The 26,957-nt window shown below is 66.3% G+C and carries 22 protein-coding genes, 2 tRNA genes and 1 pseudogene; 10 read left to right on the top strand and 15 right to left on the bottom strand.

The genetic code is table 11. The features are described 5' to 3' along the window. Position 1 precedes the first annotated feature (1 nt). Positions 2 to 1,252 carry a KasA/KasB family beta-ketoacyl-ACP synthase gene (locus tag ABEA50_RS04965; protein WP_345494658.1) on the bottom strand — a complete coding sequence of 417 codons (1,251 nt, stop codon included), beginning with the start codon at positions 1,250 to 1,252 and terminating at the stop codon, positions 2 to 4. A 429-nt stretch (positions 1,253 to 1,681) separates the two neighbouring features. Between ABEA50_RS04965 and ABEA50_RS04970 the strand changes: the two genes are divergently transcribed. Continuing rightward, positions 1,682 to 2,815 carry a DNA cytosine methyltransferase gene (locus tag ABEA50_RS04970; RefSeq protein ID WP_345494659.1) on the top strand — a complete coding sequence of 378 codons (1,134 nt, stop codon included), beginning with the start codon at positions 1,682 to 1,684 and terminating at the stop codon, positions 2,813 to 2,815. Next, positions 2,812 to 3,225, top strand: a complete 414-nt coding sequence (locus ABEA50_RS04975; protein ID WP_345493825.1) for a very short patch repair endonuclease — start codon at positions 2,812 to 2,814, stop codon at positions 3,223 to 3,225. The genes ABEA50_RS04970 and ABEA50_RS04975 overlap by 4 nt, the downstream gene beginning before the upstream one ends. On the opposite strand, the gene ABEA50_RS04980 is transcribed toward ABEA50_RS04975, so the two are convergent. After that, the gene (locus tag ABEA50_RS04980) at positions 3,209 to 3,334 is read right to left on the bottom strand and encodes a hypothetical protein (RefSeq protein WP_345493826.1); all 126 of its coding nucleotides are present in this window, start codon (positions 3,332 to 3,334) and stop codon (positions 3,209 to 3,211) included. The two genes, ABEA50_RS04975 and ABEA50_RS04980, sit on opposite strands and share 17 nt — an antisense overlap. Positions 3,335 to 3,491: 157 nt before the next feature. On the opposite strand from ABEA50_RS04980, the gene ABEA50_RS04985 reads away from it, so the two are divergent. Next, positions 3,492 to 4,184: a DUF998 domain-containing protein gene (locus ABEA50_RS04985; protein ID WP_345493827.1), complete on the top strand. Its 693-nt coding sequence runs from the start codon at positions 3,492 to 3,494 to the stop codon at positions 4,182 to 4,184. On the opposite strand, the gene ABEA50_RS04990 is transcribed toward ABEA50_RS04985, so the two are convergent. Next, entirely contained in the window at positions 4,165 to 5,742 is a 1,578-nt protein-coding gene (locus ABEA50_RS04990; RefSeq protein WP_425577529.1) for an esterase-like activity of phytase family protein, read from the bottom strand. The two genes, ABEA50_RS04985 and ABEA50_RS04990, sit on opposite strands and share 20 nt — an antisense overlap. Next, entirely contained in the window at positions 5,739 to 5,891 is a 153-nt protein-coding gene (locus ABEA50_RS04995) for a hypothetical protein (RefSeq protein ID WP_345493830.1), read from the bottom strand. Before ABEA50_RS04995 ends, ABEA50_RS04990 begins: the two co-directional genes overlap by 4 nt. A gap of 136 nt (positions 5,892 to 6,027) precedes the next feature. Here ABEA50_RS04995 and ABEA50_RS05000 point away from each other — a divergent pair, with 136 nt between their 5' ends. Then, positions 6,028 to 6,762, top strand: a complete 735-nt coding sequence (locus tag ABEA50_RS05000; RefSeq protein ID WP_345493831.1) for a maleylpyruvate isomerase family mycothiol-dependent enzyme — start codon at positions 6,028 to 6,030, stop codon at positions 6,760 to 6,762. Positions 6,763 to 7,135: 373 nt separating this feature from the next. On the opposite strand, the gene ABEA50_RS05005 is transcribed toward ABEA50_RS05000, so the two are convergent. From ABEA50_RS05005 to ABEA50_RS05030, 6 genes are all read right to left on the bottom strand, one after another. Beyond that, complete coding sequence (locus tag ABEA50_RS05005; protein ID WP_425577530.1) at positions 7,136 to 8,500, bottom strand: amidase; 1,365 nt, start codon at positions 8,498 to 8,500, stop codon at positions 7,136 to 7,138. 403 nt (positions 8,501 to 8,903) lie between these two features. Next, on the bottom strand, positions 8,904 to 9,155 hold the full coding sequence (locus ABEA50_RS05010) for a hypothetical protein (RefSeq protein ID WP_345493833.1): 252 nt from the start codon (positions 9,153 to 9,155) through the stop codon (positions 8,904 to 8,906). Beyond that, the gene (locus ABEA50_RS05015) at positions 9,152 to 9,655 is read right to left on the bottom strand and encodes a RelA/SpoT domain-containing protein (protein ID WP_345493834.1); all 504 of its coding nucleotides are present in this window, start codon (positions 9,653 to 9,655) and stop codon (positions 9,152 to 9,154) included. The genes ABEA50_RS05010 and ABEA50_RS05015 overlap by 4 nt, the downstream gene beginning before the upstream one ends. A 401-nt stretch (positions 9,656 to 10,056) precedes the next feature. Next, a tRNA-Arg gene (locus tag ABEA50_RS05020) sits at positions 10,057 to 10,129 on the bottom strand. 36 nt (positions 10,130 to 10,165) lie between these two features. Continuing rightward, a tRNA-Ser gene (locus tag ABEA50_RS05025) sits at positions 10,166 to 10,255 on the bottom strand. Positions 10,256 to 10,346: 91 nt separating this feature from the next. After that, a complete protein-coding gene (locus ABEA50_RS05030) occupies positions 10,347 to 11,093 on the bottom strand; it encodes a dienelactone hydrolase family protein (RefSeq protein WP_345493835.1) in 747 nt (248 codons plus the stop codon). A gap of 194 nt (positions 11,094 to 11,287) precedes the next feature. Between ABEA50_RS05030 and hisC the strand changes: the two genes are divergently transcribed. Both hisC and ABEA50_RS05040 read left to right on the top strand, forming a co-directional pair. Further along, positions 11,288 to 12,367, top strand: a complete 1,080-nt coding sequence (gene hisC, locus ABEA50_RS05035) for a histidinol-phosphate transaminase (RefSeq protein WP_345493836.1) — start codon at positions 11,288 to 11,290, stop codon at positions 12,365 to 12,367. Positions 12,368 to 12,511: 144 nt separating this feature from the next. Then, a pseudogene (locus ABEA50_RS05040) lies at positions 12,512 to 12,646 on the top strand (HAD-IIA family hydrolase); the annotation flags it as partial. Positions 12,647 to 12,705: 59 nt separating this feature from the next. Here the strand turns inward: ABEA50_RS05040 and ABEA50_RS05045 are convergent. From ABEA50_RS05045 to ABEA50_RS05065, 5 genes are all read right to left on the bottom strand, one after another. After that, positions 12,706 to 13,779, bottom strand: coding sequence for an alpha/beta hydrolase (locus ABEA50_RS05045; RefSeq protein ID WP_345493837.1), 1,074 nt, complete (start codon positions 13,777 to 13,779; stop codon positions 12,706 to 12,708). A gap of 285 nt (positions 13,780 to 14,064) precedes the next feature. After that, positions 14,065 to 15,897: a phosphoenolpyruvate carboxykinase (GTP) gene (locus tag ABEA50_RS05050; RefSeq protein WP_345493838.1), complete on the bottom strand. Its 1,833-nt coding sequence runs from the start codon at positions 15,895 to 15,897 to the stop codon at positions 14,065 to 14,067. A 224-nt stretch (positions 15,898 to 16,121) separates the two neighbouring features. Then, positions 16,122 to 17,861: a hypothetical protein gene (locus tag ABEA50_RS05055; RefSeq protein WP_345493839.1), complete on the bottom strand. Its 1,740-nt coding sequence runs from the start codon at positions 17,859 to 17,861 to the stop codon at positions 16,122 to 16,124. Next, on the bottom strand, positions 17,848 to 18,981 hold the full coding sequence (locus ABEA50_RS05060) for a hypothetical protein (RefSeq protein ID WP_345493840.1): 1,134 nt from the start codon (positions 18,979 to 18,981) through the stop codon (positions 17,848 to 17,850). The genes ABEA50_RS05055 and ABEA50_RS05060 overlap by 14 nt, the downstream gene beginning before the upstream one ends. 76 nt (positions 18,982 to 19,057) lie before the next feature. Further along, a complete protein-coding gene (locus ABEA50_RS05065; protein WP_345493841.1) occupies positions 19,058 to 19,840 on the bottom strand; it encodes an SDR family oxidoreductase in 783 nt (260 codons plus the stop codon). Between the two features lie 226 nt (positions 19,841 to 20,066). Between ABEA50_RS05065 and ABEA50_RS05070 the strand changes: the two genes are divergently transcribed. The 4 genes from ABEA50_RS05070 (at position 20,067) to ABEA50_RS05085 (ending at position 26,885) form a co-directional block, all read left to right on the top strand. Beyond that, complete coding sequence (locus ABEA50_RS05070) at positions 20,067 to 21,401, top strand: lipase family protein (protein ID WP_345493842.1); 1,335 nt, start codon at positions 20,067 to 20,069, stop codon at positions 21,399 to 21,401. Positions 21,402 to 21,520: 119 nt separating this feature from the next. Then, on the top strand, positions 21,521 to 22,273 hold the full coding sequence (gene trmB / locus ABEA50_RS05075; protein ID WP_345494660.1) for a tRNA (guanosine(46)-N7)-methyltransferase TrmB: 753 nt from the start codon (positions 21,521 to 21,523) through the stop codon (positions 22,271 to 22,273). Then, on the top strand, positions 22,270 to 23,028 hold the full coding sequence (locus tag ABEA50_RS05080) for an NYN domain-containing protein (protein ID WP_345493843.1): 759 nt from the start codon (positions 22,270 to 22,272) through the stop codon (positions 23,026 to 23,028). Before trmB ends, ABEA50_RS05080 begins: the two co-directional genes overlap by 4 nt. Further along, on the top strand, positions 23,028 to 26,885 hold the full coding sequence (locus tag ABEA50_RS05085; RefSeq protein WP_345493844.1) for an MMPL family transporter: 3,858 nt from the start codon (positions 23,028 to 23,030) through the stop codon (positions 26,883 to 26,885). Before ABEA50_RS05080 ends, ABEA50_RS05085 begins: the two co-directional genes overlap by 1 nt. Positions 26,886 to 26,957: the final 72 nt, after the last annotated feature.

Below are 26,957 nucleotides of genomic sequence, written 5' to 3' on the forward strand. Positions count from 1 at the left end.
CTCAGTACCGCCCGAAAGTCAGCGCGACGTTGTGTCCGCCGAATCCGAACGAGTTGTTCACCGCGTAATCGACGGCGCCCTGCCTGGCCTGACCGTGCACGATGTCGAGGTCGACCTCCGGGTCCTGGTTGTCCAGATTCAACGTCGGCGGGACGACGCTGTCACGCACCGACAGCACGGTGAGCACCGACTCCAGCGCGCCCACCGCGCCGATCGAATGCCCCAGCGCCGACTTCGGGGCATACACCGAAGCATGGTTGCCGATCGCCGAGCTGATCGCCCTGGCCTCGGCGGTGTCACCGATCGGGGTCGCGGTGGCGTGCGCATTGATGTGCGACACATCGTTTTTCGTCAATCCCGCTGTCTGCAACGCCCGCGTCATCGCGCGGGCCGCCCCCGCGCCCGAGGGGTCGGGTGCCACCAGGTGAAAACCGTCGGAGGTGATCCCAGCGCCGAGCAACCTGGCATGGATCGTCGCGCCACGTGCTTTCGCGTGCTCCTCGGTCTCCAGCACCATCAGCGCGCCGGCCTCGCCGAAGACGAAACCGTCGCGGTCGGTATCGAAAGGACGCGAAGCGCTCTTCGGGTCGCCATTGCGGGTGCTCATCGCACGCATCATGGTGAACGCCGCGATCGCGATCGCCTGGATCGAACCCTCGACACCGCCGGTGACCACCATGTCGGCATCGCCCATCACAATCGTCTTCCACGCGTTGGCAATCGCCTCCGAGCCCGAAGAACATGCCGAAACCGGGGTGCTCACACCGGCTCCCGCCCCCAACTCGATCGCGACACACGCCGCGGCACCGTTGGGCATCACCGCCTGCACGGTCATCGGCGAAACCTTGCGGTAGCCACCATTGTTCAGCTTGTCCCTGGCGTCGATGATCGCCTCCGCACCACCGAGACCGGTACCGATGCTCACCGCGAGGCGATGCTTGTCGACCTCGGGACTGCCCGCGTTGCGCCACACCTCACGCCCGAGCACGGTCGCCATCTGCTCCACATACGACAGTTGCCGCACCTCGGCCTTCGTCAACGAGGCCGCAGGCGAGACCTTCAGATGGCCGCCGATGCGCACCGGCAGCTCGAACTGATCGATGAACGAGTCCTCGAGGACATCGATGCCGCTGTCGCCGCCGAGCAGGCCCTTCCAGGTGGAATCGACATCGCCGGCGAGTGAGGTGGTCGCGGCGAGGCTGGTGACGACGACATCGGGAAAGCTCCCGTTCGCGGTGGACGGAATCTGCATCTGTTCGCTCACTTTCCCTAGCGTCGCTCTGGAAACTGTGTCGAGCCGAAAACCTGGTCACGCGGCCGATCGAACGACGCACGCGTGGCACAACCGTGTGCCGACAAGCTGGTGGCGCTGAAACGCAAACTGCGGACAAACCGAACTACTGGCAACCGAACAGCGAAAACGGTGGGGCACAAGCAAACACACGAACCGCGGTGGCCATCTTCCCGCTGGTCAACGGTGGCGTTCGGCGCGGATAAATTATCGAACAACAGCCTACCGAGCGCAGGAAGTGACACGCGGACGGTACCAGCTCGCACACCCGCGATCGGACGGTTCGGCGATCGCTTTGCGCGACTCGAGTAACCTGCACCCCTGGGTACGACGCGACATCGGCGACGTCCATGGGTGCAGGTGAGGAGGAAGCCGTTGGCGAGCGCGCGAATGGTCGGACTGTTCGCCGGGATCGGTGGACTCGAACTAGGACTCGGCGCCAGCGGCTGGCACACCGAACTGCTCTGCGAGATCGATCCCGGCGCTCGCGGCGTGCTCGCCCACCGATTCCCCGACACACCACTGCATCCCGACGTCACCCGATTGCGCGCGATTCCCGCGAACACCGAACTGGTCGCGGCGGGGTTCCCGTGCCAGGACCTCTCCCAAGCAGGCCGCACCGCCGGTATCACCGGCACCAGGTCGGGCCTGGTCGACGAGATATTTCGGCTGGTACGCCGCCGGCGCGGGCCGCGCTGGCTGTTGCTCGAGAACGTGCCGTTCATGCTGCAACTCGGCCGAGGCGCGGCGATGCGCCACATCGTCGACGCCCTGGAGGAACTCGGCTACACCTGGGCATACCGGGTGGTCGACGCGCAGGCGTTCGGGCTACCGCAACGGCGCAGGCGGGTGCTGATGCTCGCCTCGCGCACCGAGGACCCCAGGACCGTGCTGTTCGGCGAGGACGCGGGAATCCGCACCGTCGGCGACCCCGAACACGATCCGTGCGGCTTCTACTGGACCGAGGGCGTGCGCGGCCTCGGTTGGGCGGTGAACGCGGTGCCGACGCTCAAAGGTGGGTCGGGGCTCGGCATCGCGAGTCCGCCCGCGGTCCGGCTGCCCTCCGGCGAGATCGTCACTCCCAGCATCATCGACGCCGAACGCCTGCAAGGCTTCGAACCCGGTTGGACCGCTTCGGCTTCCACCGTCCCCGGGGTACGCGAGGGACACCGGTGGAAGCTGGTGGGCAATGCGGTGAGCGTGCGCATGGCGCAATGGGTCGGTGGACGGCTGGCCGACCCACTCCCACCACTGCCCGGCCAACAGCACCTCGTACCGGGAACGCCATGGCCGGTCGCCGCGTGGGGGCACAACGGTGTCGCCTATCGCATGCCATTGTCGACCTGGCCCGTGCACGAGCCCTACGAAGATCTGCGGGAATTCCTCACCGACGCGCGCTTGCTCTCCGCGCGGGCGACCGCGGGATTTCTGCGCAGAACCACCATGGGCAATCTGCGATTTCCGCCGGGATTCCTCGACGACATGGCAAGCCACCTCGACCGCATGGGCGGATGGGCGGCATGAGTACCTCGCCACGCACCGACGCCGCGACCAGCGCGCGAATGGCCCGTCAACGGCGCACCGGCACCAAGCCGGAGCTGGCCTTGCGCAGAGAATTACACCGACGCGGCCTGCGCTACTTCGTGGACCGTGCGCCGCTGCGTGGCCAACGCCGACGCGCCGATCTGGTGTTTCCCCGCAGCCGCGTCGCCGTCTACGTGGACGGCTGCTTCTGGCACCGCTGCCCGAGGCACGCCACCGACCCGAAGAACAACGCCGAGTGGTGGGCCACCAAGCTCGCGGGCAATGTCGCGCGCGACCGCGCCACCGACGACACACTCGCCAACGCGGGCTGGCGGGTCGTCAGGGTGTGGGAACACGAAAGCCCGATCGAGGCCGCCGACCGCGTTCAGGCGACTATCGCGGCGAGCTGACCTGCTTGACTCGCACAAGGGTGCGCGGCGCGTGTGCGGCGATGTAGCCGGACGCGACCATCACCGCCATCACCGCTAATCCTGCGACGGCGGTCGCGAAGCCGATCATGGGAGACCTCCTCATATTGCCTACCTATAACAATGTCGACCGAACCTGACAGAACACTGTGTAGCGGTTGGTAATGACGTGTGTGATCTCACTCTTATCAGGACACGGTGACATCTAGTCGCACATTCGTCCGGTCACACACGCGAGAATTGCCGATGTGACCGATAGCCCCAAGCGTGTGCGGGTGGCCGTGGCGCTGCTGGCCGGGGCGCTCGCCCTCGCAGGACTGTGTTATTCGTCCTGGATTCTCGAGTTCGTCCTGCCCATCGACATCGACCCGGTGAATACGTTCCTGAGCGAACTCGACGCGGTAGGTAAGCCCTATCGTGCGGTGTTCGCCACCGCGGACAAGATCGTCGGCGTGCTGCTGGTTCCCGCCGCGATCGCGGGTCTGCTGCTGTTTGCTCGGCTACGGTGGAGCACGATCGGTTGGGTGGCGCTGCTGTGCTTCGGTGCCGCCACCATCGCCGACGCGATGCTGCCACTGCACGACTGCGTGCCGACCCCGAAAACGACGTGCGGCGGCCCACGCGCCCTGTTTCCACAACTGCACGAGCCGCATGCGCTGTCGAGCAGCCTCGCGGTGTGCTCGATCGCCGTGGCGGGTATCGCCTTCAGCGTCGCCGCGTTCCGCTACCGACGCTGGGCGCTGCTACGGACGGTAGGCACGGCGATCCTGGTGCTCGGCACCGCGGCGACGGTGTGGATGATGGTCGCCGACGACCTGTCCGGCCATTACGCCCTCGGCATCGCCCAGCGCATCCAGGTCGGTGCGATCTCGCTGTGGTTGATCGTTTTCGGGATCGCCGTCACCGACCGATCCGAACGAGTCAGCTCTGCTCGACCTTGACCCGCACGGTGCGCGTGTCCTTCTCGGCGGGCAATTTGGTCGTGTCGACGAACAGAATCTCGCCGGTGTCCTGCACACCATTCGGCAGCGTCTTCGCCAGCAGACCGAGCGGCGGGTGATCGCCCTCGCTCGCGGCAAGGCCGAAATCGCTGTCGTTGGCGATATACAGCGTGGCGCCACCGTCGAGCGTGGCGACACCCTCGATCTTGTCGTGACCGAAGAATTCGCCGTCGGCATCGAGTTCGGTGACCAGACCAGCGAAATCGAAGTCCGCGGTGCGCGCGACCGGGGTAATGCCCGCCTTGGCCAACGCCGCGATCCCATCGGCTGTACTGCCCGAACCGACAAGCGACTCCACCGGTTTGTCGCCGACCAGCAAACCGCCGTGTTCCGGATCATAATGCGCGCCAGCGACTTTCGCAGCAGGACCGATATCGGTCGCACCCGAGATATCCACGGTCCGCAGCTTCTTGTTGGCGTCCGGCGGCAGGTTTCCATCACGCTCGTCGACCAGGAACGTGGTCGCGGTCAGTGCGGTGATCTCCGAATCGGCCACCTTCGTCGAACTCGGATTCTCCAACGGCAACGCGAATTCCTTCTGCGCCTTGGATCTCAGATCGACCGTCACGATCCTCGTCATCGGCACGTCCTTCGCGGAGCCTGCCAGACCCGGGGTGTTCAGCGCGCTCTGCATGACACCGACCAACGTGTTCCCGTCCGGCGTCACCGTAAGACCCTCCATGCCCTGGTTCGGGGTGCGCAGCGAAAGCTCTTTCGGCAGGCCGTGTCCCGGCGTGAGCCGTTCGATCTCGGTGCCGTCGGCGGCGAAGTGGGCGACGAAGGGTCCGTACTCGTCCGACACCCAGAACGTGCCGTCGGACAACGCGACCAAGCCCTCGGGATCGATGCCGTGATCGGTGGGCGCCAACACGTTGCCGTTCAGGTCGAGAATCGTTTCCCCGGTGTCGGCGGACACGTCGACCTGACCGTTGAACGCGACACCCCGCGCCGTACGCAGATCGATCGTCGAACGCAACACGGCACGACTGTCGACCAACTCGAACCGGCCGATCTTCGGCACGAAATCCGGTGTCGGCGCGATCTTCTCGTTCTTGTTCGGACCATCCACATTGGGACCACGATCGGTGAGACCGTAGAACTCGTTCGGGCTGCCGGGCACCGGAGCCAACGCCGAACCGAAACCGCTGCCCTGCACCGTTGTCCCGCCGAATTCGCCGAACGTAGGAATGTCGGTGGTGTACAGGCGCACCGCGTCGGTGGTGGTCACCTCGAAGGCGTCCGCACCCGAATACCCCTCCTTCGGGGTGTACACCAGCGCGCCATCGGTACGCCTGCTCAGCTCACCGTGCTCGGGGTCGGCCACGCGAAGCGCGGCACTACCACCCGTCTTCGCCAGCAGGTCGTCGATCGAGATCACCAACGGCTGTCCCGCCGTCGCGGTGAAATCCGTGGCGGGGGCCGAAGCGGAACAGCCGACGACCGCACCTGCACCAACGAGGGCGATCGCGACGCGAGCGGAACGAGACAAAGCTTTCACCACCATTGCTTACCCCGCCGACCGGGCTGTGCGCGTACCTGTGGGTGAAAATTGGGTGTCGCGACGGTGCCTTCGATGTCTTCGGTCGGCGAAAACCGGTAAGCCACTCCCGTGCCGTCCTCGAGATCCGCAGGGTCGTGTCGATTCACGCAGGACACAATGCGAATCGCAGCACCAACATCGGCGGCCCGCGATGTCGTGTCCATTCGCGCGAAACACGATTCGGCCGCAGGCAGCTCCGGGCAGCAGCGGATGTTCGCCCACCCGACTCGTTAGAGTCGAAACGTGACCAGCACTGCCCGAGAACATCCCTCGCCCGACCACGTCGTAGCCCTCGACACGGTCGAGGCGGCAACCACACGGCTGTTCGACACCGCACGCACCCTCAGCGATGACGACCTCGCTGGCCCTTCACTCCTACCGGGTTGGACGCGCGGTCACGTACTCGCCCACTTCGCCCGCAACGCGGACAGTCTGGTCAACCTGCTGCTCTGGGCCCGCACCGGCATCGAAATCCCGCAGTACGCCAGCACTTTCCTGCGCGACCACGACATCGAGGCTGGCGCGCCCCGGCCGATCGCCGAGCAGGTCCTCGACAACGAGACCGCCGCCGAACGCTGGCTCGCCCTCGGCAAGGCACTTTCGCAGCAGCAGTGGGAGGTCGAGGTCCGCACTCGGCAGGGTCATCCGATCCGCGCGACCGAGGTGCGATGGATGCGTCTACAAGAGGCCGAAATCCACCACGTCGATCTGAATGTCGCCTACCAGCCCTCGGATTGGCCCACTGATTTCGTCGAACGCGTTCTCACCCAGGCCAGCGCCGACCTCGACCGCAGCACCGCCGAGGACACGGTCTCGTTCACAGTGCGTGCCACCGACCTGGATTTCAGCGCCACCATCGGACCCGACCCCACCGCCACCATCACCGGTCCCGCGTCGTCCCTGGCCGCCTGGCTGCTCGGCCGTTCCCCCGGCGAAGACCTCACCGGTGACGTCCCGGCACTACCCGCCTGGAAATAGTCGCCGGACAGACCCCGTCAGGCACCATCGATCCGACCGCTGCCATCGCACCATCCACTACCCTCGCTGATCCCCGAACACGCAGGGGACGCACTGGAATCGTGCGGCGAGGAGACCACCCCTCGCCCGTTGCCTGATCACCTCCAGAAACCTGCACCGGCATCAGTGAACTGGCGCACGAACTCCTTCCTGGCACCGAGTGCTGTCGCACACGCGCGCACATGGACCAGCCGCAAGCCTGAAAGCGCTGTCCTCGCTCAGCCTGTGCGGCATGGACGGGTGTACCGGCGTAGTCCAGGGCGGTGCCAGGCGGCTGCCCAACCAGGCGACAGCTTCGGGCCAGGTCAGTGCGGCGAGTTCGGCGCGTATGGTCTCAACCGGTGATCCTGGGGAACGGACTGGCCGCCTCGAGCTGATAGGCCAGGTCGAGCAGGGTCCGTTCGTCGCCACGCGCGGCGGACAGCTGCACCGAACCCGGCAGGTTCCCCGACATGAGGCCGTGCGGGACCACGATGGCTGGTCCGCCACCCACGTTGTTCAACGGCGTAAAGCCCACGTAATCGATGAGTTTGGTGAACAACTCGGCGAACGGTTGGCTCGGGGAATGTTCACCGATCAGCGGCGCCGGTTGGGACAACACCGGCGAGATCAGTACGTCGATGTCGTCGAAGTGGCCGTCATAGATGCGGGTGGCGCCCTGTAGCCGACGAATCGCCGGCACCAGACGATGGGGGTTGCTGGCGGCGTAGCGCGCGAGCCCCCGGGTGAACGGGTCCAGGCCGCGGAGGCGAAACTGCCTGCGGTGCGTGAGCTTCGCCGACCCGCCCATCAGGATCGCGACCAGCGCCCAATAGAGCTTGAAGTCCTCGACGAATTGCGGGTCGAGCCGCAATCGGAGCTCATCGACCTGATGCCCCAGCGCGGCAAGGGTCTTCGCCGCCGACTCGACCGTCGCGTCCACCTCATGATGCACCGAGCGACCCAGTACGTCGTGGCGCACCAATCCGATGCGCAGCCGCCGACCGGTCGGCCCTTCGACGAGCCCCACCGGCGTCAGCTGTGGATTGGCGCGGAAACTTTCCGCAGCGGCCAGGTAGTGCGCGGTGTCGCGCACCGTGCGCGTGACAACACCCTCGGCAACGAGATTGACCGGGAGCTGCCGCACCCCCGGCTGGTCGAGAAGCCGAGCACGCGTCACCTTGAGGCCGACCAACCCGTTGACCGCGGCGGGTATGCGGATCGAGCCACCACCGTCATTGGCATGCGCGATCGGCACCGCCCCCGCGGCCACCAGCGCCGCCGACCCACCAGAGGACGCGCCCGCGGAGTGTTCGGTATTCCACGGGTTGCGCGTCGGCGGCCGATCGACATATTCGGTGCTCGCCGTCAGCCCGAACTCAGGCAGGGTCGACTTGCCGAGCAACGTGAACCCTTGGGCAAGAAACTGTTCGGCGGGTTCGCTGCTGCGCTTGGCCGGATGCGTGGTGAAGGCGGCAGAGCCGTGCCCGGTGGGCAGCCCCGCGACGTCGACATTGTCCTTGATGAACGCGGGCACCCCCGCGAACGGCCCGGTGCTTTCGGATTGCTCGCGAGCGCGCTCGAAACACGCGAATTGCACGCCCCGCAACCGAGGGTCGACCCGCTCGACACGCGCGATCGCCGCCTCGAGCACCGCGTGCGGATCGAGCACCCCCGCCCGAATCTCGGCAGCCAACCCGACAGCGTCATGATCGCCCATGACGTCATCAACGAACGCATGAACAGTCGATTCGTCGCCCATATGGCTCCCATTTCTGCCGCCGATACGTGTCGATCCACCCGACACACGTTCCATTATCGGGTGGACACGGCATGTGGCCACCGCCAAGACGGCCGGCTCGCCCAAATTCGACAGCAAAGCATCTTCTGGAAGCCGTTATTATCGCCACCTGCTGCGGTATCACCTGTGCTGCATGGCCTCTGAATCATCCAGACGCGGCGTGAGCCGATCGGCCATCTCGACCGCACGGCGACACTGTTCCGGACGACTCAACGCACCTGTCGCATCACCACGCAGCGAAGTCCTGAACCCAGCCAAGCTGGAAATTTCAAAGCCTCAGCACACCTGGGCCGCCTTGGCCGCGAGAAGGGCAATCCGTGGGTCAGATGCCCGCGAAGTACTTCGAGACCGCAACCGTGCCGTCGAAATAGTTCGCGTGCGTCACCTTGACAGTGTCGAGCGAGTCGGACCCGATCAAGATGATCTCGATCTGATCGCCTTCGTTCAGGTGCTGCCGCTCGAGTCGGGCGTACTCCGCCATCGCCAGCGCGGCGTCCGACCCGAACTCTCGGATGTCGTCCAGCTGCGCCTTCGAGTGGTCGAACACGAGCAAGAAGTGATTCAGTACGCTCACTGCCAGCCTCGCTTCAGTAATGGTTCCGCCTGCTCTCGCAGTGTAGTCACGTTCGCGGCCAGCGTCCCGCTGACAACTCCTCCAGACTCTTCGATGGCCATGGCCTCCGACACCGCCTTGAACCATCTCTGGACCTCATCCGGCCCCCTGCCGCCCTTGACGTCCACGTTGAGTCGACCAGTCACCGTTTCAACCATGAAAGCCCATTCGTGCATCGCACGCGTCCGGAGTTGGACTTCGATCAGACGCTCGTCGTACTGCACAATGATGTGCACTGCCCGATACCCCGTGTCGCGCGGGGCAACGATGTAGTCCCTGGTGCGAACCGCTCGGTCTCGCTGCTCCCATCGCCGTTGAACTCGCCTCAGCTCGTCGACATTATTGAGGACGGCTCGGCATCCACCGATGTCTGCCATCGTCGACAACGCCATAGTCGGCTCACGCTTCAGCTTGTCGAGGATCGTCGGTGTCCGTTTGAGCCGTTGCGAAACCTTCGGCATCGCACACTTCTCCGCACTCACCCGAGACCGCAAGCCCATAGTCGCTTTCTGGAGCGGCCCAGCATGCGCTGTCCGCCAAGCGACCAGCGTGTCATACGCCGGTGTGACTTCGAAGGCATCTAGATCACCGGTCATGTACCGGCGCAGGACCTTACCAGCCTTGTTTATCTGTTTTTTGACGGCACACCCCGACCCGGCACTCCGCGAAGAGTACTCGGTTGACAGCCCACACAGCGCAACCGAACAGCCCGTTACCTAGCGGAAGGCACGTCGAGAACGGGAATCACCCCGCGCTACCTCGGCAAGCGCGGCGTACAAAATCGTTTCAACCGACCGCCGTACCGCGCAGCAAAGATCAGGAGGCCCCTTCCGTAATACCGGAAGGGGCCTCCTGAATAAAGTGCGGCTGAAGGGATTCGAACCCCTAACCTTCTGATCCGTAGTCAGATGCTCTATCCGTTGAGCTACAGCCGCGAGTGTTATTCAGTTGTGTACCCGGTTTCCCGGGTGTGGCGGAGGCGAGAGGATTTGAACCTCCGGTCCCGGTGAAGGGACAACTCATTAGCAGTGAGTCCCATTCGGCCGCTCTGGCACGCCTCCTGGAGCCTTCTGACGAGGGCACCGGTTCCTTTCGAACCACCGAGCAGAAAGGTTACAGTAGCTGCGGGCGAGATAACAAAACGCCTGGTAGTTAGCGCAAATTACTGTCGAACCAGTCGAAAATCCGTGACTGAGAACCGACTTCGTCACCGTCTTCCTCGGCCGGGCCGAGGTTGTCGACGCGGTGGTGCAGATCGGGGTAGCGGACGACGAGACTCGCCACCGCCGCGCGGGCGGTGGCATCGCGTAGTCGGTCGACATGGTCGGCGGGGGTGTTGGGGTCGTCGGAGCCGAACAAGCCGAGCCAGGGAGCCTGGAGGAGGGGTGCGACGTCCACCAGTGCGTCACCCTGTGCGGCGATCGGCTCGATGATGCCGTGCGCGGACACGCTCACCGCCGCCCCGATCGGGCGGTTGGTCGCGACCAGGAAGGCCGCGGTCCCCGCGGTGTCGAAGCCGAGCACACCGACCGTGTCGGGAAAGACGCCGCGACCAGTGAGCCAGTCGAAGCACGCGTCGAAATCGTCGAACAGATCGTCGCCGAAGACCTGACTCACCGGGGCCGACTCCGATCGGTGGAACAGATTCGGCGCGACCACCGTCCACCCGTCGGCGGCGAGCGCACTCATCAGCGCCAGCAACGTGCCGGTGAACTCCCTGGACTCGTGCAGCACCACGATGCCGCCGCGGGCGGCGCGCTCCGGTTCCAGCACGGTGATGGGTACCTGGGCCGCGGCTCCGGCGCGCTCGCGCCCATTGGCCGTCGAGGAGGTCACTCGATGGTTTTCGAGGTCTGCGCCGCCACGAAGTGGGGCAATATCGTTGTAAGTGCCCGACATGAATCCAGGGTAGGCGAGTTCGGGACGTTCGGCAGAAATCGCACGTGAGAGCTGGGGAACCGGAAAATTTTCGGTAGCTTGCGGTCCTCCGCGAACGCGCAGGAGACACCGCGCACCTCGGGCTAACTCCTGGCCGCGCAGTCCAGGCATGGACCAGGCCATGGACGCCGACGCGCCACGACTACAGTTGGAGTGTGACAGCGCAGACACGGCCGGACCTAGCTTCGATTCCGGCGTACGTCCCAGGCCGCGACCGTCCCGGCGCGGTCAAGCTCGCCAGCAACGAGACCACCTTCGGTCCGCTGCCCGCCGCCACCAAGGCGATCACCGAGGCCGTGGAACTGGCCAGCCGGTATCCGGACAACCAGTCGACGCAGCTGCGTACCGCGCTCGCGAAGTTCCTCGACGTCGAGGTCGCGCATGTCGCCGTCGGGTGCGGCAGCGTGGCACTGTGCCAGGAACTGGTGCAGATCACCTGCGCGGCACCCACCGACGAGGTGCTGTTCGCGTGGCGCTCGTTCGAGGCGTATCCGATCGTCACCCAGGTCGGCAACGCCACCGCCGTGCGGGTGCCGCTGAACTCGGAATTCGCGCACGACTTCGACGCGATGGCGGCTGCCGTCACCGAGAACACCAAGCTGATCTTCGTCTGCAACCCGAACAACCCGACCGGCACCGCCGTCGGCGAGGACGAGCTGACGCGATTCCTCGACGCGGTCCCTGCGCACGTACTCGTCGTGCTGGACGAGGCCTACTACGAATACACGCGATTCCCGAAGGAAAACCACCCCGACGGGGTGGAATTGGGCCGCAGCAGGCCCAATGTCGTTGTGCTGCGCACCTTCTCGAAAGCCTATGGCCTGGCCGGGTTGCGCGTCGGCTACGCCGTCGGCGACCCCGAGGTGATCACCGCGCTGATGAAGGTGCATATTGCGTTCAGTGTGAGCCGGGTAGCGCAGGCGGCGGCGATCGCCTCACTGGAGGCCAGGCACGAATTGCTCGACCGCACCGACGCGCTCGTCGCCGAGCGCGACCGGGTCCGCGACGCATTGCTGGCGGTGGGCTATCAGGTGCCGCCCAGCGAGGCCAACTTCGTCTGGCTACCTCTTGGCGAACGTAACACCGAGTTCGCCGACGCCAGCGCGGAAGCCGGTGTGCTCGTGCGCCCCTACGGCGTCGACGGTGTGCGCGTCACGGCGGGTGATCCGCATGAGAACGACCTGTTCCTGAAGTTCGCCACCAGCGAGGAGACCGTGGCCCGCTTCGTCGGCTGAGGGTTCCCCCGCCAATCCGCTCGCGGACGAACACCGACCGCGAACTCATCAAGGCGTGGGTGACGCCGTCGACACCGATACCGACGCACGTCGGCGTGTACCGAGTCACCGAGACGCGGCGTCGACGTTGGTGCACGGCCGGGCCGCGAGCTCGACTGGACCTCCGCGCTGGTCACCGCGACCTTCCTCGACGAGTAACGCCTTAACGCAACCGCATACGTGGTCGGCGAATCCGGACTCACCACGGCACTGCACGAGATCGGCTACGTCCGCACCGAGACGATCCGACTGTGCCGCCCCGCCGAGAATGCTGCCGAGTCCTATCGACCTCGCGAGTCCTACGCGACCCCGAGAGCCCCGGCGACCGTCGGCCAAGACAGGGCGAGCTCGTCGGCCCAGTACGGCCACGAATGCGTGCCGGTCTCCCGGAAATGCGAAGTCACTGGGATACCGAGGGATTGCAGCCGATCGGTGAGCCTGCGCGTGCACAGGTTCGTGGCGGCCTCCAACGGCCCACCGAAGCCGATGGTGCTCGGCAGGTCGATATCCGGGGTACCCGGCACGTCGTAGCGACCGGGGATGCCGCTGCCGACCGACAGGTAGATCGCCTTGCCGCGCAACGCGTCCGCGTGCAAGGTGACGTCATGGGCGAGCCATTCCGGGTCTTCCTGCGCACCGAACATATTGTCCGGCTCACCGTCGTAGGTGGCGATCACAGCGCGTGCCTGCGCCTGCCCGATATCGGTGCCCATCGAGAAACACCCGCTGTGCGCGGCGATCGCCGAATACAACTCGGGGTGGCGGAACGACAGCATCATCGCGGCCTCGGCGCCCATCGAAACGCCCATCACCGCATTGCGGCCGTTGCCGTTGAACTTCGCGTCGATCAGCGGTGGAAGTTCCTTGGTCAGGAAGGTTTCCCACATGTTCGTACCGAGCACCGGGTCCGGGTGCTGCCAGTCGGTGTAGAAACTGGCTGGTCCGCCGACGGTGAGCACCACGTTGACGTTCTTGTCCGCGTAGAACTGATCGGCGTGCCCGAGCTTGGTCCAATTGTTGCTGTTCGCCTCGGCGCTGCGGCCGTCGAGCATGTAGACCGTCGGTCGCGGGCGCGAGGTGTCCTTGGGTAGCAGCACCTGCACCTCGACGGTGCGTTGCATGGCCGGTGAGTCGACGAATACGCGCACCCACTGATCGCTGATCGGCTCCACGCGGTCGACGCTGGTGAGTAGGGGCGGACGATCGGTCGGTTCGGCGGGCGCGGGCCCGTCGGACGAACCGGTGCTCGGGCGCGGCGGATCGGCGGGGGCGGCGAGGACATGGGGAGCGGCCAGAACGGCCGCACTCGAGACGAGCGCGGCACTCACCAACGCGTTGGACAACCAACGCCGCACTCCGTGCCGGGACAGCATGCGGCCCATCCTGCCAGAGAATCAGCGGTGCTCCGCACGCCCTCGGCTGCGTCGGTGGTTCGCTGCCACAGACATACCCTCGCGCACGGATCCACCCGCGCCGACACGGCTGTCGACCAGGTCACTCGCCCAGTGATTCGCTATCACTTCTTAACCGCTACAGCCGTCGCGAGTCGACCGCTTCGAGGACCGGACAGGCTGGGACACAACAGAATTCGACGACGACAACAAGAGCGGGACGCATCCTCGCTGTTCGAGGAAGAGTCCCGCTCTCGGAAAGAAAGATCAGCCGAGCCGTTCCTTCAACGCCTCGAACTCATCGCGCACGCCGGAAGGCAACTTGTCGCCGACGAACTCGAACCACTCCTCGATCAGCGGAATCTCCTTGCGCCACTCCGCCACATCGACCTTCAACGACTCGTCCACATCGACGGGATCGACATCGAGACCGTCCAGGTCGAGATTGCCCGCCGTCGGCACGTGACCGATCGCGGTCTGCTCGGCGTTGGCGTTGCCCTCGATCCGACCGACGATCCACTCCAGCACCCGCGAGTTCTCGCCGAATCCTGGCCACAGGAAACGCCCGTCCTCGCCGCGACGGAACCAGTTGACGTAGAAGATCTTCGGCAGCTTGGTCGCGTCGGCGTTCTTGCCGAGATTGATCCAGTGGCCGAGGTAATCGCCCACGTTGTAGCCGATGAACGGCAGCATCGCCATCGGATCGCGGCGAACGGTGCCCACCTTGCCCTCGGCAGCGGCGGTCTGCTCCGACGACAACGTCGCGCCCATGAAAACGCCGTGCTGCCAGTCGAAGGACTCGGTGACCAGCGGGACCGTGGTCTTGCGGCGCCCACCGAACAGGATCGCCGAGATCGGCACGCCCTGCGGGTCGTCCCACTCGGGAGCCAGGATCGGGCACTGCGACATCGGCGTGCAGTAACGCGAATTGGGGTGCGCGGCATGGGTTTCGGTCTCCCGAAGCACCCAGTCGTTACCCTTCCAGTCGATCAGGTGATCGGGCTCGCCTTCCAGGCCCTCCCACCACACGTCGTTGTCGTCGGTCAGCGCGACGTTGGTGTAGACGGTGTTACCCGCGTCCATGGTGGCCATGGCATTCGGGTTGGAGCTGTGGTTGGTGCCCGGGGCGACGCCGAAGAAACCGAACTCCGGGTTCACCGCGTACAGCCGACCGTCCTTGCCGAACCGCATCCACGCGATGTCGTCACCGAGGGTCTCGGCACGCCAGCCCGGCACGGTCGGCTGAATCATCGCAAGGTTGGTCTTGCCACAGGCGCTCGGGAAGGCGGCGGCGATGTAGTAGGCCTTGTTCTCCGGGGAGATCAGCTTGAGGATCAGCATGTGCTCGGCGAGCCAGCCCTCGTCGTGCGCCATGGCCGAGGCGATGCGCAACGAGTAACACTTCTTGCCGAGCAGTGCGTTGCCGCCGTAGCCGGAGCCGAAGCTCCAGATCTCGCGGGCCTCGGGGAAGTGCGTGATGTATTTGGTGTCGTTGCACGGCCACGGCACATCGGCCTGACCATCGGCCAACGGCGCACCCACCGAATGCAGGGCCTTCACGAACGGCCGATCGGTGCCGAGTTTCTCCAGCGCGGCGGCGCCCATCCTCGTCATCACGCGCATCGAGACCACGACGTACTCGGAGTCGGTGATCTCCACACCCAACTTCGGGTCCTCGGCGCCGAGCGGGCCCATGCAGAACGGCACCACGTACATGGTGCGGCCACGCATGCTGCCGCGGTAGAGCTCGGTGAGGGTGGCGCGCATCTCGACGGGATCGACCCAGTTGTTGGTGGGGCCCGCACCCTCCTCGGTCTCCGAGCAGATGAAGGTGCGCGACTCGACGCGCGCCACATCGGACGGGTCCGACAACGCGAGGAAGGAGTTGGGCCGCTTCTTCTCGTCGAGCCGCTTGAACGTGCCTGCCTCGACGAGCTGCGTGGTCAGTCGGTCCCATTCCGCATCGGAACCGTCGGCCCACACGACCTGGCTCGGCTGAGTGAGTTCCGCGACTTCTTGTACCCAAGCTAGTAGTTCGCCGTGCTCGGTCGGCTTTTTGCCGTCGGATCCACGAAGACCAGGAATGGTCGCTGAAGTCATGAAAACTCTCCTGAGATGGGCGGCGGTCTGCGGTATTTCACCTTCTGGCCCAAGGCCCATGACCAGTGCGAAAACACCGAGCGCCACCATTGGCGGGAAGGCACCCGCTACGAACCAGTCGAAAGCACGCCCCGGCTGGACGGCGTACAGGTACTCAGCGGACGCCCAAGTTCCTGATTAAAGGTTAACGCTATGTGACGACCGGTACGGTATCGGGTTCCCCACTATGTACCCGATCGGTTACCCATTTCAACCAGGGAGTTCCAGCGATCGACCGTGGCGATATCGCGCTCACACGCGGCGAGCTGCGCGGGCTGCTCGGCGACGAATCTGCGCAAACGAGTCTCCAGTTCCGCGACGCGCCGATCGGCGTCCACAATGCGTGTCGTGCTCGCTTTGACGACCAGATCGGCGAGCGCGGTCTCGGTTTCCACCAGTGCCGTCGCCACTCGCTGCTCGAACTGGGCCTTTACATTGACCAACGCGTCGGAGACCCATTGCCTGACGTGTGCACGATCGGCCAATTGGCCGCGGGCGCGCACCACCCACGCCGCGGCGCCGCCACCGAGCAACAGGGTTACCGGGACGCTGGCGAAGTCCAATGCCGGCAGGAGCGAAAAGGGAGCTACCAGCAACCGACCGAGGCCCACACCGGCCGAAGCACCCAGCGCGATCATGAGGTGATCTTCGACACCCCGGTGCCGTGGTTCCGGCTCGGGACCGACGCGCGGCGCGGGGTCGCGGCGGCGCACCAGGACGGTGTGCGCGGAAATCGCACCGGGTTCGCCGCCGCCGCGTGACTGCGCGGCACTCTCGTCCAGCCGGGCCGCCAGTTCCGCGAGTCGCTGATCCATCGCCGTATCGAGCACACCGGTCAGTTCGGTGACCGCCTGCTGTAACCGATGCGGATAATCGCGCAGCTCGGATTTGCGCAGCCGGTCCAGATCACTTCTGGTCGCCGTGTGCAGGGCGCGCACCCTGCCACCCACCTCGGTGATCAGATCCACCCGCGCCAGATGCAACTGGCCGCGCAAGGTCGACATGGCAGTGGAGCGACCGCCATCGCGCCCGGCGAGCAAGGTGGCCCGCTCCTCGCGCAACCGCGCGACCTCGACCCCGGAACGCAGGGCGGTGACCTGCTCCACCACCCGCTGCCTGGTGTCGGCGAGTACCCGCACGGTCACCGGCGCGACCCGACCCCCACCGGTCCCCGCGGCGGCGACCGCGAGTTGCGCGTGCAACGCACCGAGGCCCGAACGATCGAGCAGCCCCGAGTCGCCCGCTGTCCGCGCGGCCGCGGCCAGCCGTGCGGAGACCGGGATGATGTCCAGATCGGCCATGCCCTGCGTCGCGAACGATTCGAGATCACGAGTTCGGACCGTGCGCCAGTCCTGATAGGCGTGAATCCCGTTCATGGCGAGCAGGATTCGGATTCCGTCAGCGCGCAATGCGGTGATCAGGCGCAACGTGTCGGCGCCGACGGTGGTGCCCGCGTCGAGCAGGATCAGCGCCACCGAGAACGCCGACGGCGCGGGTGCGGCCGCACCGTCGACGGACGCGAGCGCGGTCGGGTCGGCGACCGCGTCCGAGAGCTCGATCCTCGGTTCGAATCGGGCCAGTTCGGTGCGCAGCAACGTGGTATTGGCGTCGGCGGGGCCGACCACCGTCACCGCCCCACCCGCGCCCGCCGAACGCACAGCCCGCAGCAATGCCATGCCCTGGGGATTCCAGCGCTCGATCACCGCCTCCACTTCGGCAGGCGGCTTCGTGTAGTCGAGCCCCGCGCCCTGCGCACGATCGGGCCCCGCGCCCTGCGCGCGATCGAGCCCCGCGCCCTGCGCACGATCGAGCCCAGCGCCCTGCGCCGACGCCACATCGCCGACAACAGGATCGGCGGGCAAGGTCAGCGGACGGTCGGAGACCGCCCGCTGACCGGGGTCGGGCGGCTGGTCAGAGTCCGGCACTGCTCATTCGCTCCCATAGTCGGACGTAACCGTTGTGCACACGCAACGCCGCCCTGCGTGCGGCCGGGGGCATGTCACTGGACACCACCGCCCGCCAGCGCGCCGCCCTCGCCAGCGCGTCATCCGCGTCGGCGGGCGCAGGTGCGGGATACCCGGCGGCCAAATGCGCGACGCCGGGGTCGGCGAGACCCGCGCACAAGGCCAACCACGATGCCTCGTCGCCATACAGATAGGTCTCGAACATGTCGCGACCGCTGCTGTGGTCGCCGGGGACCGCCCGCGCGGCCAGTCGTGCCAATTCATCGAGCAGCGCACCACCGCGCAGCGCGGAGACCTGCTCGTACCTGCGGTGCAGCAGCCGATGCAGCGGGTCGATACCGCTGGCCGCGTGCAGGATCTGCAACAACGCCTGCGGCAGGATGCTCGGCTCGTTCGCCAACACGACCAGCGCACAGGTGACGCCGTACAGATCCCACTTGCGCAGCAGTTCCTCGCGTTCGGCGAGACCCGGGCCAGGCGCGAGAAACAGGTCGGGCGAAAGTGTCAGCGCCGCATCGGCATTCGTGGCCAACGCGCGCAACGCGGCCAGGTCGGCGTCGGAAACCGCACCGGCCCTCGTCCGCACCGCCAGCGAAGCGACAACGGGCAAAACCGCAACCCCGAGCTCGCGCGCGTATTGGTCGGCCGCCGCGACCGCGTCCCCCCAGCGTGCGCCGATCGCGTCCGCCTTGTTCAACACCACGACGGTGCGCTCGCGCGGCAAGGTCGCCAGCAGCCGCCGGTCGGCCGGTGTCGGCGCGGCCGAAAGCACATAAACAACGATGTCGCCGTCGAGCACCGGCTCATCGACACCGGGTTCGTCGACCGGCCCGGTCTCCATCGCCGACATCAACGCCAGCGCGTGCAACACGGTCGTACGCCCCGAATGCGCGCGGCCGGTCACCTGAATCCGCGGCGGCTTGCGCCACGCGCTCACGGCCGCCGCCGCGTCGTAGCCGATCTTCGCGTCGCTGCCCGCGCCGAAGCGCAGATCGGAAAGCAACTGGTCGAGTTGGTCGTGTTCGCGCGTCGGCACCCCGCGCTCCCGGATCGGACCATTGGACTCGGTGGCTGTCGACATATGGCACACCCCCTTTACGGTGGGCAATTCTGTCAGAAGTCGGCCCGGCCCACGGGGTCGAGGGCCGCGCCAGCGATCAGCCTCTGCTGAAGAACTTGTTCGCGGTACGTACGGCCCAGTTCGGGGAGTACTTCGCGACGTTGGCCAATACCTTTGCCTGCGCGCCGATCTCGTAGTGCACCCGGGGCAGGCGTGGACGTTTGCTGGTCGCCGACCAGATGCCGGAGGCGACATCCTCGGCGCTCAACCGCACACCGAGCGAGCGCGTCGTCCCGGTCCGCACCCCGTGCACCATCGAGGTGTCGACGAACATCGGCAGCACCGAAAGCACCCGGATGTCGTGACGCTCCCACTCGAGATCCAGTGCCTCGGTCAGGCTTTTGACCGCCGCCTTCGTCGCGCCATAGGTGGCGAGTTCGGCCTGGCCGTAGATCGCCGACGCCGAGCACAGATTCACCACCTGCGCGCCGGGCGTCTCGCGCAAATAGGGGAACGCCGCGTACGTCCCGTTGAGCACCCCACCCACATTGACCCCCACGACCGCGTGATGTTGTGCCAGGTCGATGGACTCGAACTGCCCCGACCGCAAGATGCCCGCGTTGTTGATCAGAATGTCGAGTCGCCCCGAGTCCGCATGGAATTCGGCCAGTCGCTGCGACCACTGCGTGGCGTTCGTCACATCCAAGGTCCCCGTACGCACCGCACCGCCGGCGCCCGCGATGTCGGCGGCCAGGCGCGTCAACCCGACCTCGTCGATGTCATAGCCGCCTACGTGATAGCCGTTGGCCGCGAAGAGCAGGGCACACGCCCGGCCGATACCGCTGGCCGCCCCGGTGATGAACACTGCCGGTCTGCCCATGCGAGGCAGTCTAATCCGGCGGTAGCGGTCGGCTACCGGAAGAATCCGACAGGCCAGTAGCAAGCGATGATCGGCTCCGAGCCCAGGAACGGTCACTTACGCTGCGAAGTACGGTCACCCGCCACCGGGTGCGCGAATTCGTATGCGAAATACGGCGTTCCACCGCAGGTAACGAGCCCGAAAATCCAGCGAATATCAGGTATATGGGTTCGACGAGGAGGTAGCCATGACAATGGATGTCGTCGGCGCGGGGGAAGAACTCGACGTCAACACGCCCCTGCTTCCCAGCAAGGATCCATTCCTGCGCCCGCCCAAGGGTTTCGCCGCCAAATCACCCGGCACCATTTTGCGCAGCCGCACCGTCGAGATCGCCCTTTTCGGCCGGGTCTCCCAACAGGTTCGCGCATGGCAATTGCTCTACCGCAGCGCGGATCTGCACGGCGCCCCCGAGGTGGCCATCACCACCGTATTGTTGCCGCTGGACGCCGACCCGGCCGAAGACCGTCCGCTGCTGGCTTTCCAGAGCGCGATGGACGCCGTCGCCGAGCATTGTTCGCCGTCGTACGCGCTGCGCAAAGGCGCCAAGGCGCTCGGCACCGTCACCCAACTCGAACTGTTGCTCGTCGCGAACGCGTTGCGCAGGGGTTGGGCGGTGAGCATCGCCGATCACGAAGGCATTCATGGCAATTTCGGCGCACCGCGTGAGCCGGGTTATCGCGCGCTCGACGGTATCCGCGCCGCACTGCGCTTCGCCCCGCTCGGTCTACGACCCGACACCAAGGTCGCCGTGTGGGGGTATTCCGGTGGCGGCATGGCCAGTTCGTGGTTGGTCGAGATGGCACCCACCTACGCACCCGAAATCAGCATCGTCGGCGCGGCGCTCGGCGCCCCGGTCGGTGACCCGGGCGAGGTGTTCGCCCGGCTCAACGGCACCCGCTACGTGGGACTGCCCGCGATCGTCATCGCCGCGCTGCGTGGGCTGTATCCGGCCCTGGCCACGATCATCAACGACGAACTCACCCCCGAGGGCCACCGCTTCATGGCCCGTGCCGCACGCTCGACCCCGCTCGGGGTACTGGTCGCGTTGGCGAATCAGAAGTTCGACGACTACCTCCCACGCCCGCTGGCCGAGGTACTCGACGAGCCGCCACTGCGCGCGATGCTCGACGAACTGCGCCTCGGCAATGCGACGCCGACCTGCCCAATGCTGGTGCTCCAGCCGGTGCACGACCAGATCATCCACGTCGACGGCGTCGACGGTCAGGTGCGGCGCTACCGTCGCGGCGGCGCGCACGTCACCTATCTGCGTGACCGATACAGCGAGCATCTTTCGCTGCTTCCGCTGTCGACGAGCTACAGCCTGGACTGGTTGGCCGATCGGATCGCCGGGGCCCCGGCCACCGAGAACTCCGATCGAACGATCCGCTCGGTGGTCGGCTCGGTCGCGGGGGCACGCGGTCTGCTCACCATCGCCGCCACGGCAGCGAAGGTGGCGCTCGGACGCCCGCTGCGTCAGGAGACCATCCCGGCGACCGCGAGCACGCGCGCACGCGCGGCGTGACCTCGCGATCGCAGATGAGCACGCGGTCGGCTGCCGAGCCGGTCGCGGGATGCTGGACAATGGACACCGTGAACGACGCCGCGAACCCTACCGCCGAGTCCGTTCCCGGCCCGCCATCGATGGCGCCGGCCCCGGTCGAAGGCCCCGCGCGGCATTCCACCGGCTCACGCCTGTACCCGAGAGTCACCAGCTTTCGTTCCCGTCGCGGCGCGCTGACCCCCGGTCAACGCGAGTCGTGGGAACGGATGTGGCCGACGATCGGTCGACAGGTCGCCGACGAACCCATCGACGCCGCCGCCTGGTTCGGCCGTGACGCACCACTGGTCATCGAGATCGGATGCGGCACAGGCACCGCGACGGCGGCGATGGCGCAGGCCGAACCGCACCTGAACCTGCTCGGTATCGAGGTCTACACCCCCGGCCTCGCCCAGTTGGTCCAGCGGATCGAGCGCGAGGACATCCGCAATATCCGGATGCTGCGCGGTGACGCGGTGGACGTCTTGGAGAACATGATCGCCGCGCATTCGCTGACCGGTGTTCGCGTGTTCTTTCCCGACCCGTGGCCCAAGGCGCGCCACCACAAGCGACGGCTGCTGCAACCGGCGACCTTCGCGCTGATCGCCGATCGCCTCCGCCCCGGCGGCGTCCTGCATGTGGCCACCGATCACGCGGATTACGCCGAGCACATTCACGAGGTCGGCATGGCCGAACCGCTGCTACGCGGCTTGAACGCGACGACGGGCGGCGACGCGGACAGCGCGCGCGCGACCGCGCCGATCGGCTTCGAACGCCCTGTCACGAAATTCGAGGACAAGGCACATCGCGCGGGCAGCGCGATCACCGAGTTCATATGGGGGAAGATCGAGCAATGAGCGTGCACGCGATGGACAACGACGTGTCCGATGTTGCCGGAGCACCGCACGGCAACGAACCCGGCGGGGTGGGCATCGACAGTCCCTCGGCAGAAGTCCTCCCCAGCACGACACCGGATCTGCGCAGGGTCCTGTTGGTGTGGGACGCACCGAATCTCGACATGGGTCTCGGCGCCATCCTCGGTGGTCGCCCCACCGCCGCGTACCGCCCACGCTTCGACGCGCTCGGTCGCTGGCTGCTTGCCCGCACCGCGGAACTATCGAAGAACAGCACCGAACGGATCGAACCCGAGGCAACCGTCTTCACCAATATCGCGCCGGGCACCGCCGATGTGGTCCGGCCGTGGGTCGAGGCGCTACGCAACGTGGGCTACGCGGTCTTCGCCAAACCCAAAATCGACGAGGATTCCGATGTCGACGCCGACATGTTGGCGCACATCGCACACCGCAGCCGGGCCGGCGGCCTCGCGGGCATCATGGTCGCCTCGGCCGATGGCCAGGCGTTTCGCGAACCGCTGGAAGCTCTCGCCGGGCAAGGAATCCCGGCATACGTGCTCGGCTTCCGCGAGCACGCGAGTTGGGCCGTCACATCGGATACCCTCGAGTTCGTTGATCTCGAGGACATCCCCGGCGTGTTCCGCGAACCGTTGCCGCGGGTGAGCCTCGACTCGCTGCCCGATGAGGGTGCGTGGTTGCAGCCGTTCCGGCCGCTCACGGCACTGCTCACCACTCGCCCCGCACAAGGAGTCGCTTAGTGTTCACACGCTGGGGCGAACAGGTCGTCAAGCTGCGCTTCGCCGTCATCGGCGTCGTCGTCGCCGCGCTACTCGGTCTCGGTGGGTACGGCCTCGGCCTGGAAGACCACCTGAGTTCGAGCGGATGGGACGACCCGACCTCGGAGTCGGCGGAAGCGGCGCGCCTGTCCGACGAGGCATACGGACGCGACCACACCAGCGACGTGATCGTGCTCTATCACGCACCCGCGGGTAAGACGATCGATGATCCCGAGTTCAGTGCGAAAGTCATCGACAGTCTCAACCGGTTGCCCGCCGAACATCCCGAGCAGATCAGCAAGGTCAACGGGGCGTACTGGCCGACAACGACCGGGCCCGCGTTGCAGTCGACCTTCGGGTCCAAGGACAAGACCGCCACCTTCGCCTCGATCGCCATTCAGGGCGACAACGACACCGAAATGGTGCGCAATTACCGTGCCGTGAAGGATGTCTTCGCGATCCCCGGTATCGACGTGCAGGTCGCCGGATTGCAGGCAGTCGCGGGCACTTTGAACGACACCATGGCCGAGGACCAGTTGCGGATGGAGATGCTGGCCATCCCCGCGGTCGCGGTGCTGTTGTTCTTCATCTTCGGCGGTGCGGTCGCCGCGGCGCTGCCACTGGTCGTCGGCGGTCTCACCGTGATCGGCGCCTGGGGCATCGTCCGGTTCATCACGCAGTTCACCGACGTCAACTCGTTCGTCTCACCGGTCGTCTCGATGATCGGGCTCGGGCTCGCGATCGACTACGGCTTGTTCATCGTCAGCCGTTTCCGCGAGGAACTCGCCGCGGGGTACGACACACCCGCGGCCGTGCGCAGATCGGTGATGACGGCGGGCCGTACCGTCGTGTTCTCGGCGACGATGATCATCGCCAGCCTCGGCGGCATGCTGCTGTTCCCGCAGGGCTTCCTGAAATCGATCGCCTACGGCTCGATCGCCACGGTGACGCTCGCCGCGCTGACCGCGATCACGGTGTTGCCCGCGATGCTGGCTGTCCTCGGTCCCCGCGTCGACATGCTGGGGCTCAAGCGGTTCCGCAAGACCAAAACCGCGGAGGAAGTGGAAAACGGCTTCTGGGGTCGCACCACCCGGTGGGTGATGCAGCATCCGTTGAAGATCGCCATCCCGATCTGCATCCTGTTGTTGCTGCTGATCATTCCGGTGAAGAACCTCGCGTTCGGTGGTATCAACGAGCGCTATCTGCCGCCGGACAACGCGACCAGGGTCGCCCAGGCCGATTTCGACAAGATCTTCCCGCTGCGAAAGTCCGACCCGGTCCAGTTGCTGTTCGTTTCCGACAGCACCGACGCCATCGGCGATGTGTGGGAGCAGGCGCAGAAGGCGCCGGGGCTCGCGGGCAAATTCGATCTCCCCGGAGGGTCGAACACGCATCCTGACGTCTACCGCACCAGTGCGACGCTGGTGGATTCCGACGACGCCGGCCCGACTCTCGACTATCTGCGTTCGCTCGATATTCCCGACAATGTGCAGATGTATGTGGGTGGCCAGCCCGCGATTCAGAAGGACAGTATCGACGCCCTGCTCGGGCGCATGCCATTGATGATCGCGTTGGTCTTGTTCGTCACCACGCTGCTGATGTTCTTGACCTTCGGATCCTTGGTGCTGCCGATCAAGGCCGCGCTGATGAGCGCGCTCGGCCTCGGTTCGACACTGGGCATTCTGACCTGGATCTTCGTCGACGGTCACGGTGCCGGCCTACTGAATTTCACGCCACAGCCGATCATGTCGCCGGTGCTGGTGTTGATCATCGCGATCATCTACGGCCTGTCCACCGACTACGAGGTGTTCCTGTTGTCTCGGATGGTGGAGGCGCGCTCGCAGGGCGCCTCCACGACCGAGGCGGTGCGCATCGGTACCGCGCATACCGGGCGAATCATCACCGCGGCGGCCCTGATCCTGCTCGTGGTCACCGGCGCGTTCGCGTTCTCCGATCTGGTGATGATGCAGTACATCGCCTACGGCATGATCGCGGCGTTGTTCATCGACGCCACGATTCTGCGCATGCTGCTCGTGCCCGCGACGATGAAGTTGCTCGGTGACGACTGCTGGTGGGCGCCCGCGTGGATGAAGCGAATTCAGCAGAAGATCGGGCTCGGTGAGCCGATTCTCGATGATGAGCGTCCCGGCGGCGGCGAAGTGGTCGACCTGGTGAAGACCACCCCGATCACCGATCCCGTGACCATGACCATCCCCGCGGTCGCCGACGGCGGTGCCCGTCCTTCCCGCAAGCGCCCGCGTAGACCGCGCACCGTCGAGGAGATCGAGGCCGAGGCGCCGACGCAGCGGCTCGACAAGCTGCCACCCGCCGACCCGCAACCGCAACCGAATCCGCCGGTGACACCGGCGCCCGCGCCCCGCAATCCGACCAGGCCGAGGCCCGAATCCTCCGGACCCGCGACCAAGTTCAGCGCGATCGCGCACGACCCGACCGGACCTCGGCCGCCACGGCCGCCGCGACGGCCGGATGCGTCCGGTGAGTCGAATGGTGCGGGCCCGACGGGGCTTTCCTCGAACTCGAACGGACGCGCGGCGGTGTCGGGCACCGCCGACCAGCACGAAACACCAGACCACGACTCACCGTTCAGCATGGACGCGACAGGTGTGGACGCGACACCGTCATCGACGGATGTGCCGTTCGGACTGTCCGACATGGTGGGAGCGTCCGGTGTAATCGGTGCTTCCAACGCACCGGACTTCGAGGCCGACCACAACGAACACGACGACCCACCGCGGTCACCACTCGCTTCACTCGTCCGAGCACCCGCCGAACCAGCGGACTACGACACCGGCCGGGGCACCGCCGACTACGGCAACGAGACCGACAACTACGACGAGCACGGCGAACCACCGCCGTCGCCGCTGGCCGCACTCGTCCAGATGCCCGCTGAGTCGAGGGACTACGACGCCGACCGAGGCGCTGTCGATCACGGCGACGAGACCGGCGATTACTCCGAGGACGACAACCCACCGGTATCGCCACTGGCCTCCCTGGTGCAAGCGCCGGTCGAACCGTCGGACTTCGATCGAGACACTGCCGAGCGCGGGAACTACGACGAGCAAGGCAACCCACCGGTGTCGCCACTGGCCTCTCTCGTGCAGGCGCCGGTCGAACCGTCGGACTTCGACACCGACCGAGGCGTCACCGATTCCGGTGCCGAGGACTACGACGAGCGCGACAACCCACCGGTGTCGCCGCTGGCTTCCCTGGTGCAAGCCCCCGTCGAACCGCCCCCGACCGAACCGTCCGCGGTCGCGGAGGGTTTCCGGACCAACGGTGCGGTTCCTTACGAGCCTCAGTCCGAACCACGCACGCCCGCACCGGAACCGGATGCGCAGCGACGCATCCCCTCGGTCGCTTTGCCGTTCGGTAACCTGCCGCGCCGTCCGCGCACGATCGCCTCGGCGCCCGTAGCCGAGCCGGAGCCGACCAGGACCGAACATCCCCGGCCCGTCCAATCGCCGCCCACCGAAACGCGCGTCGAAGCACGCAGGCGGCGCGAACAGCAAGAATCGGTGGCGACCCAACCCGCGGGCTTCGAGCAATCCCCCGAGCCCACAGCCGAATCCACGCCAACCCACCCCGAGCCACCGGCGCCCGAGGCACCCCCCACCGCCGAACCGTCACACACCGCCACCAACGGCACAGGTGACAACAGCGACGACACGGACCCCGACCCCGACCGCGACGGCATCGAAGACTGGATGGCCCAGCTCCGCTCGGCCCGCCGCACCCCACCCAGCGAGGGCCGCCACTCCAGCACCGACACCCGCACGGTCAGCGTCAACGAACTCCTCCGCCGCCGCGACCGCGACTAACCCCAACCCACCAAGATCACCAGGACCTCACCGGAGCCACCCACCGGCAAACACCAACCCACGTCCTGGTGA

The organism is Nocardia callitridis, assembly GCF_039543305.1.
In the GTDB taxonomy this organism is placed as follows: Bacteria; Actinomycetota; Actinomycetes; order Mycobacteriales; family Mycobacteriaceae; genus Nocardia; species Nocardia callitridis.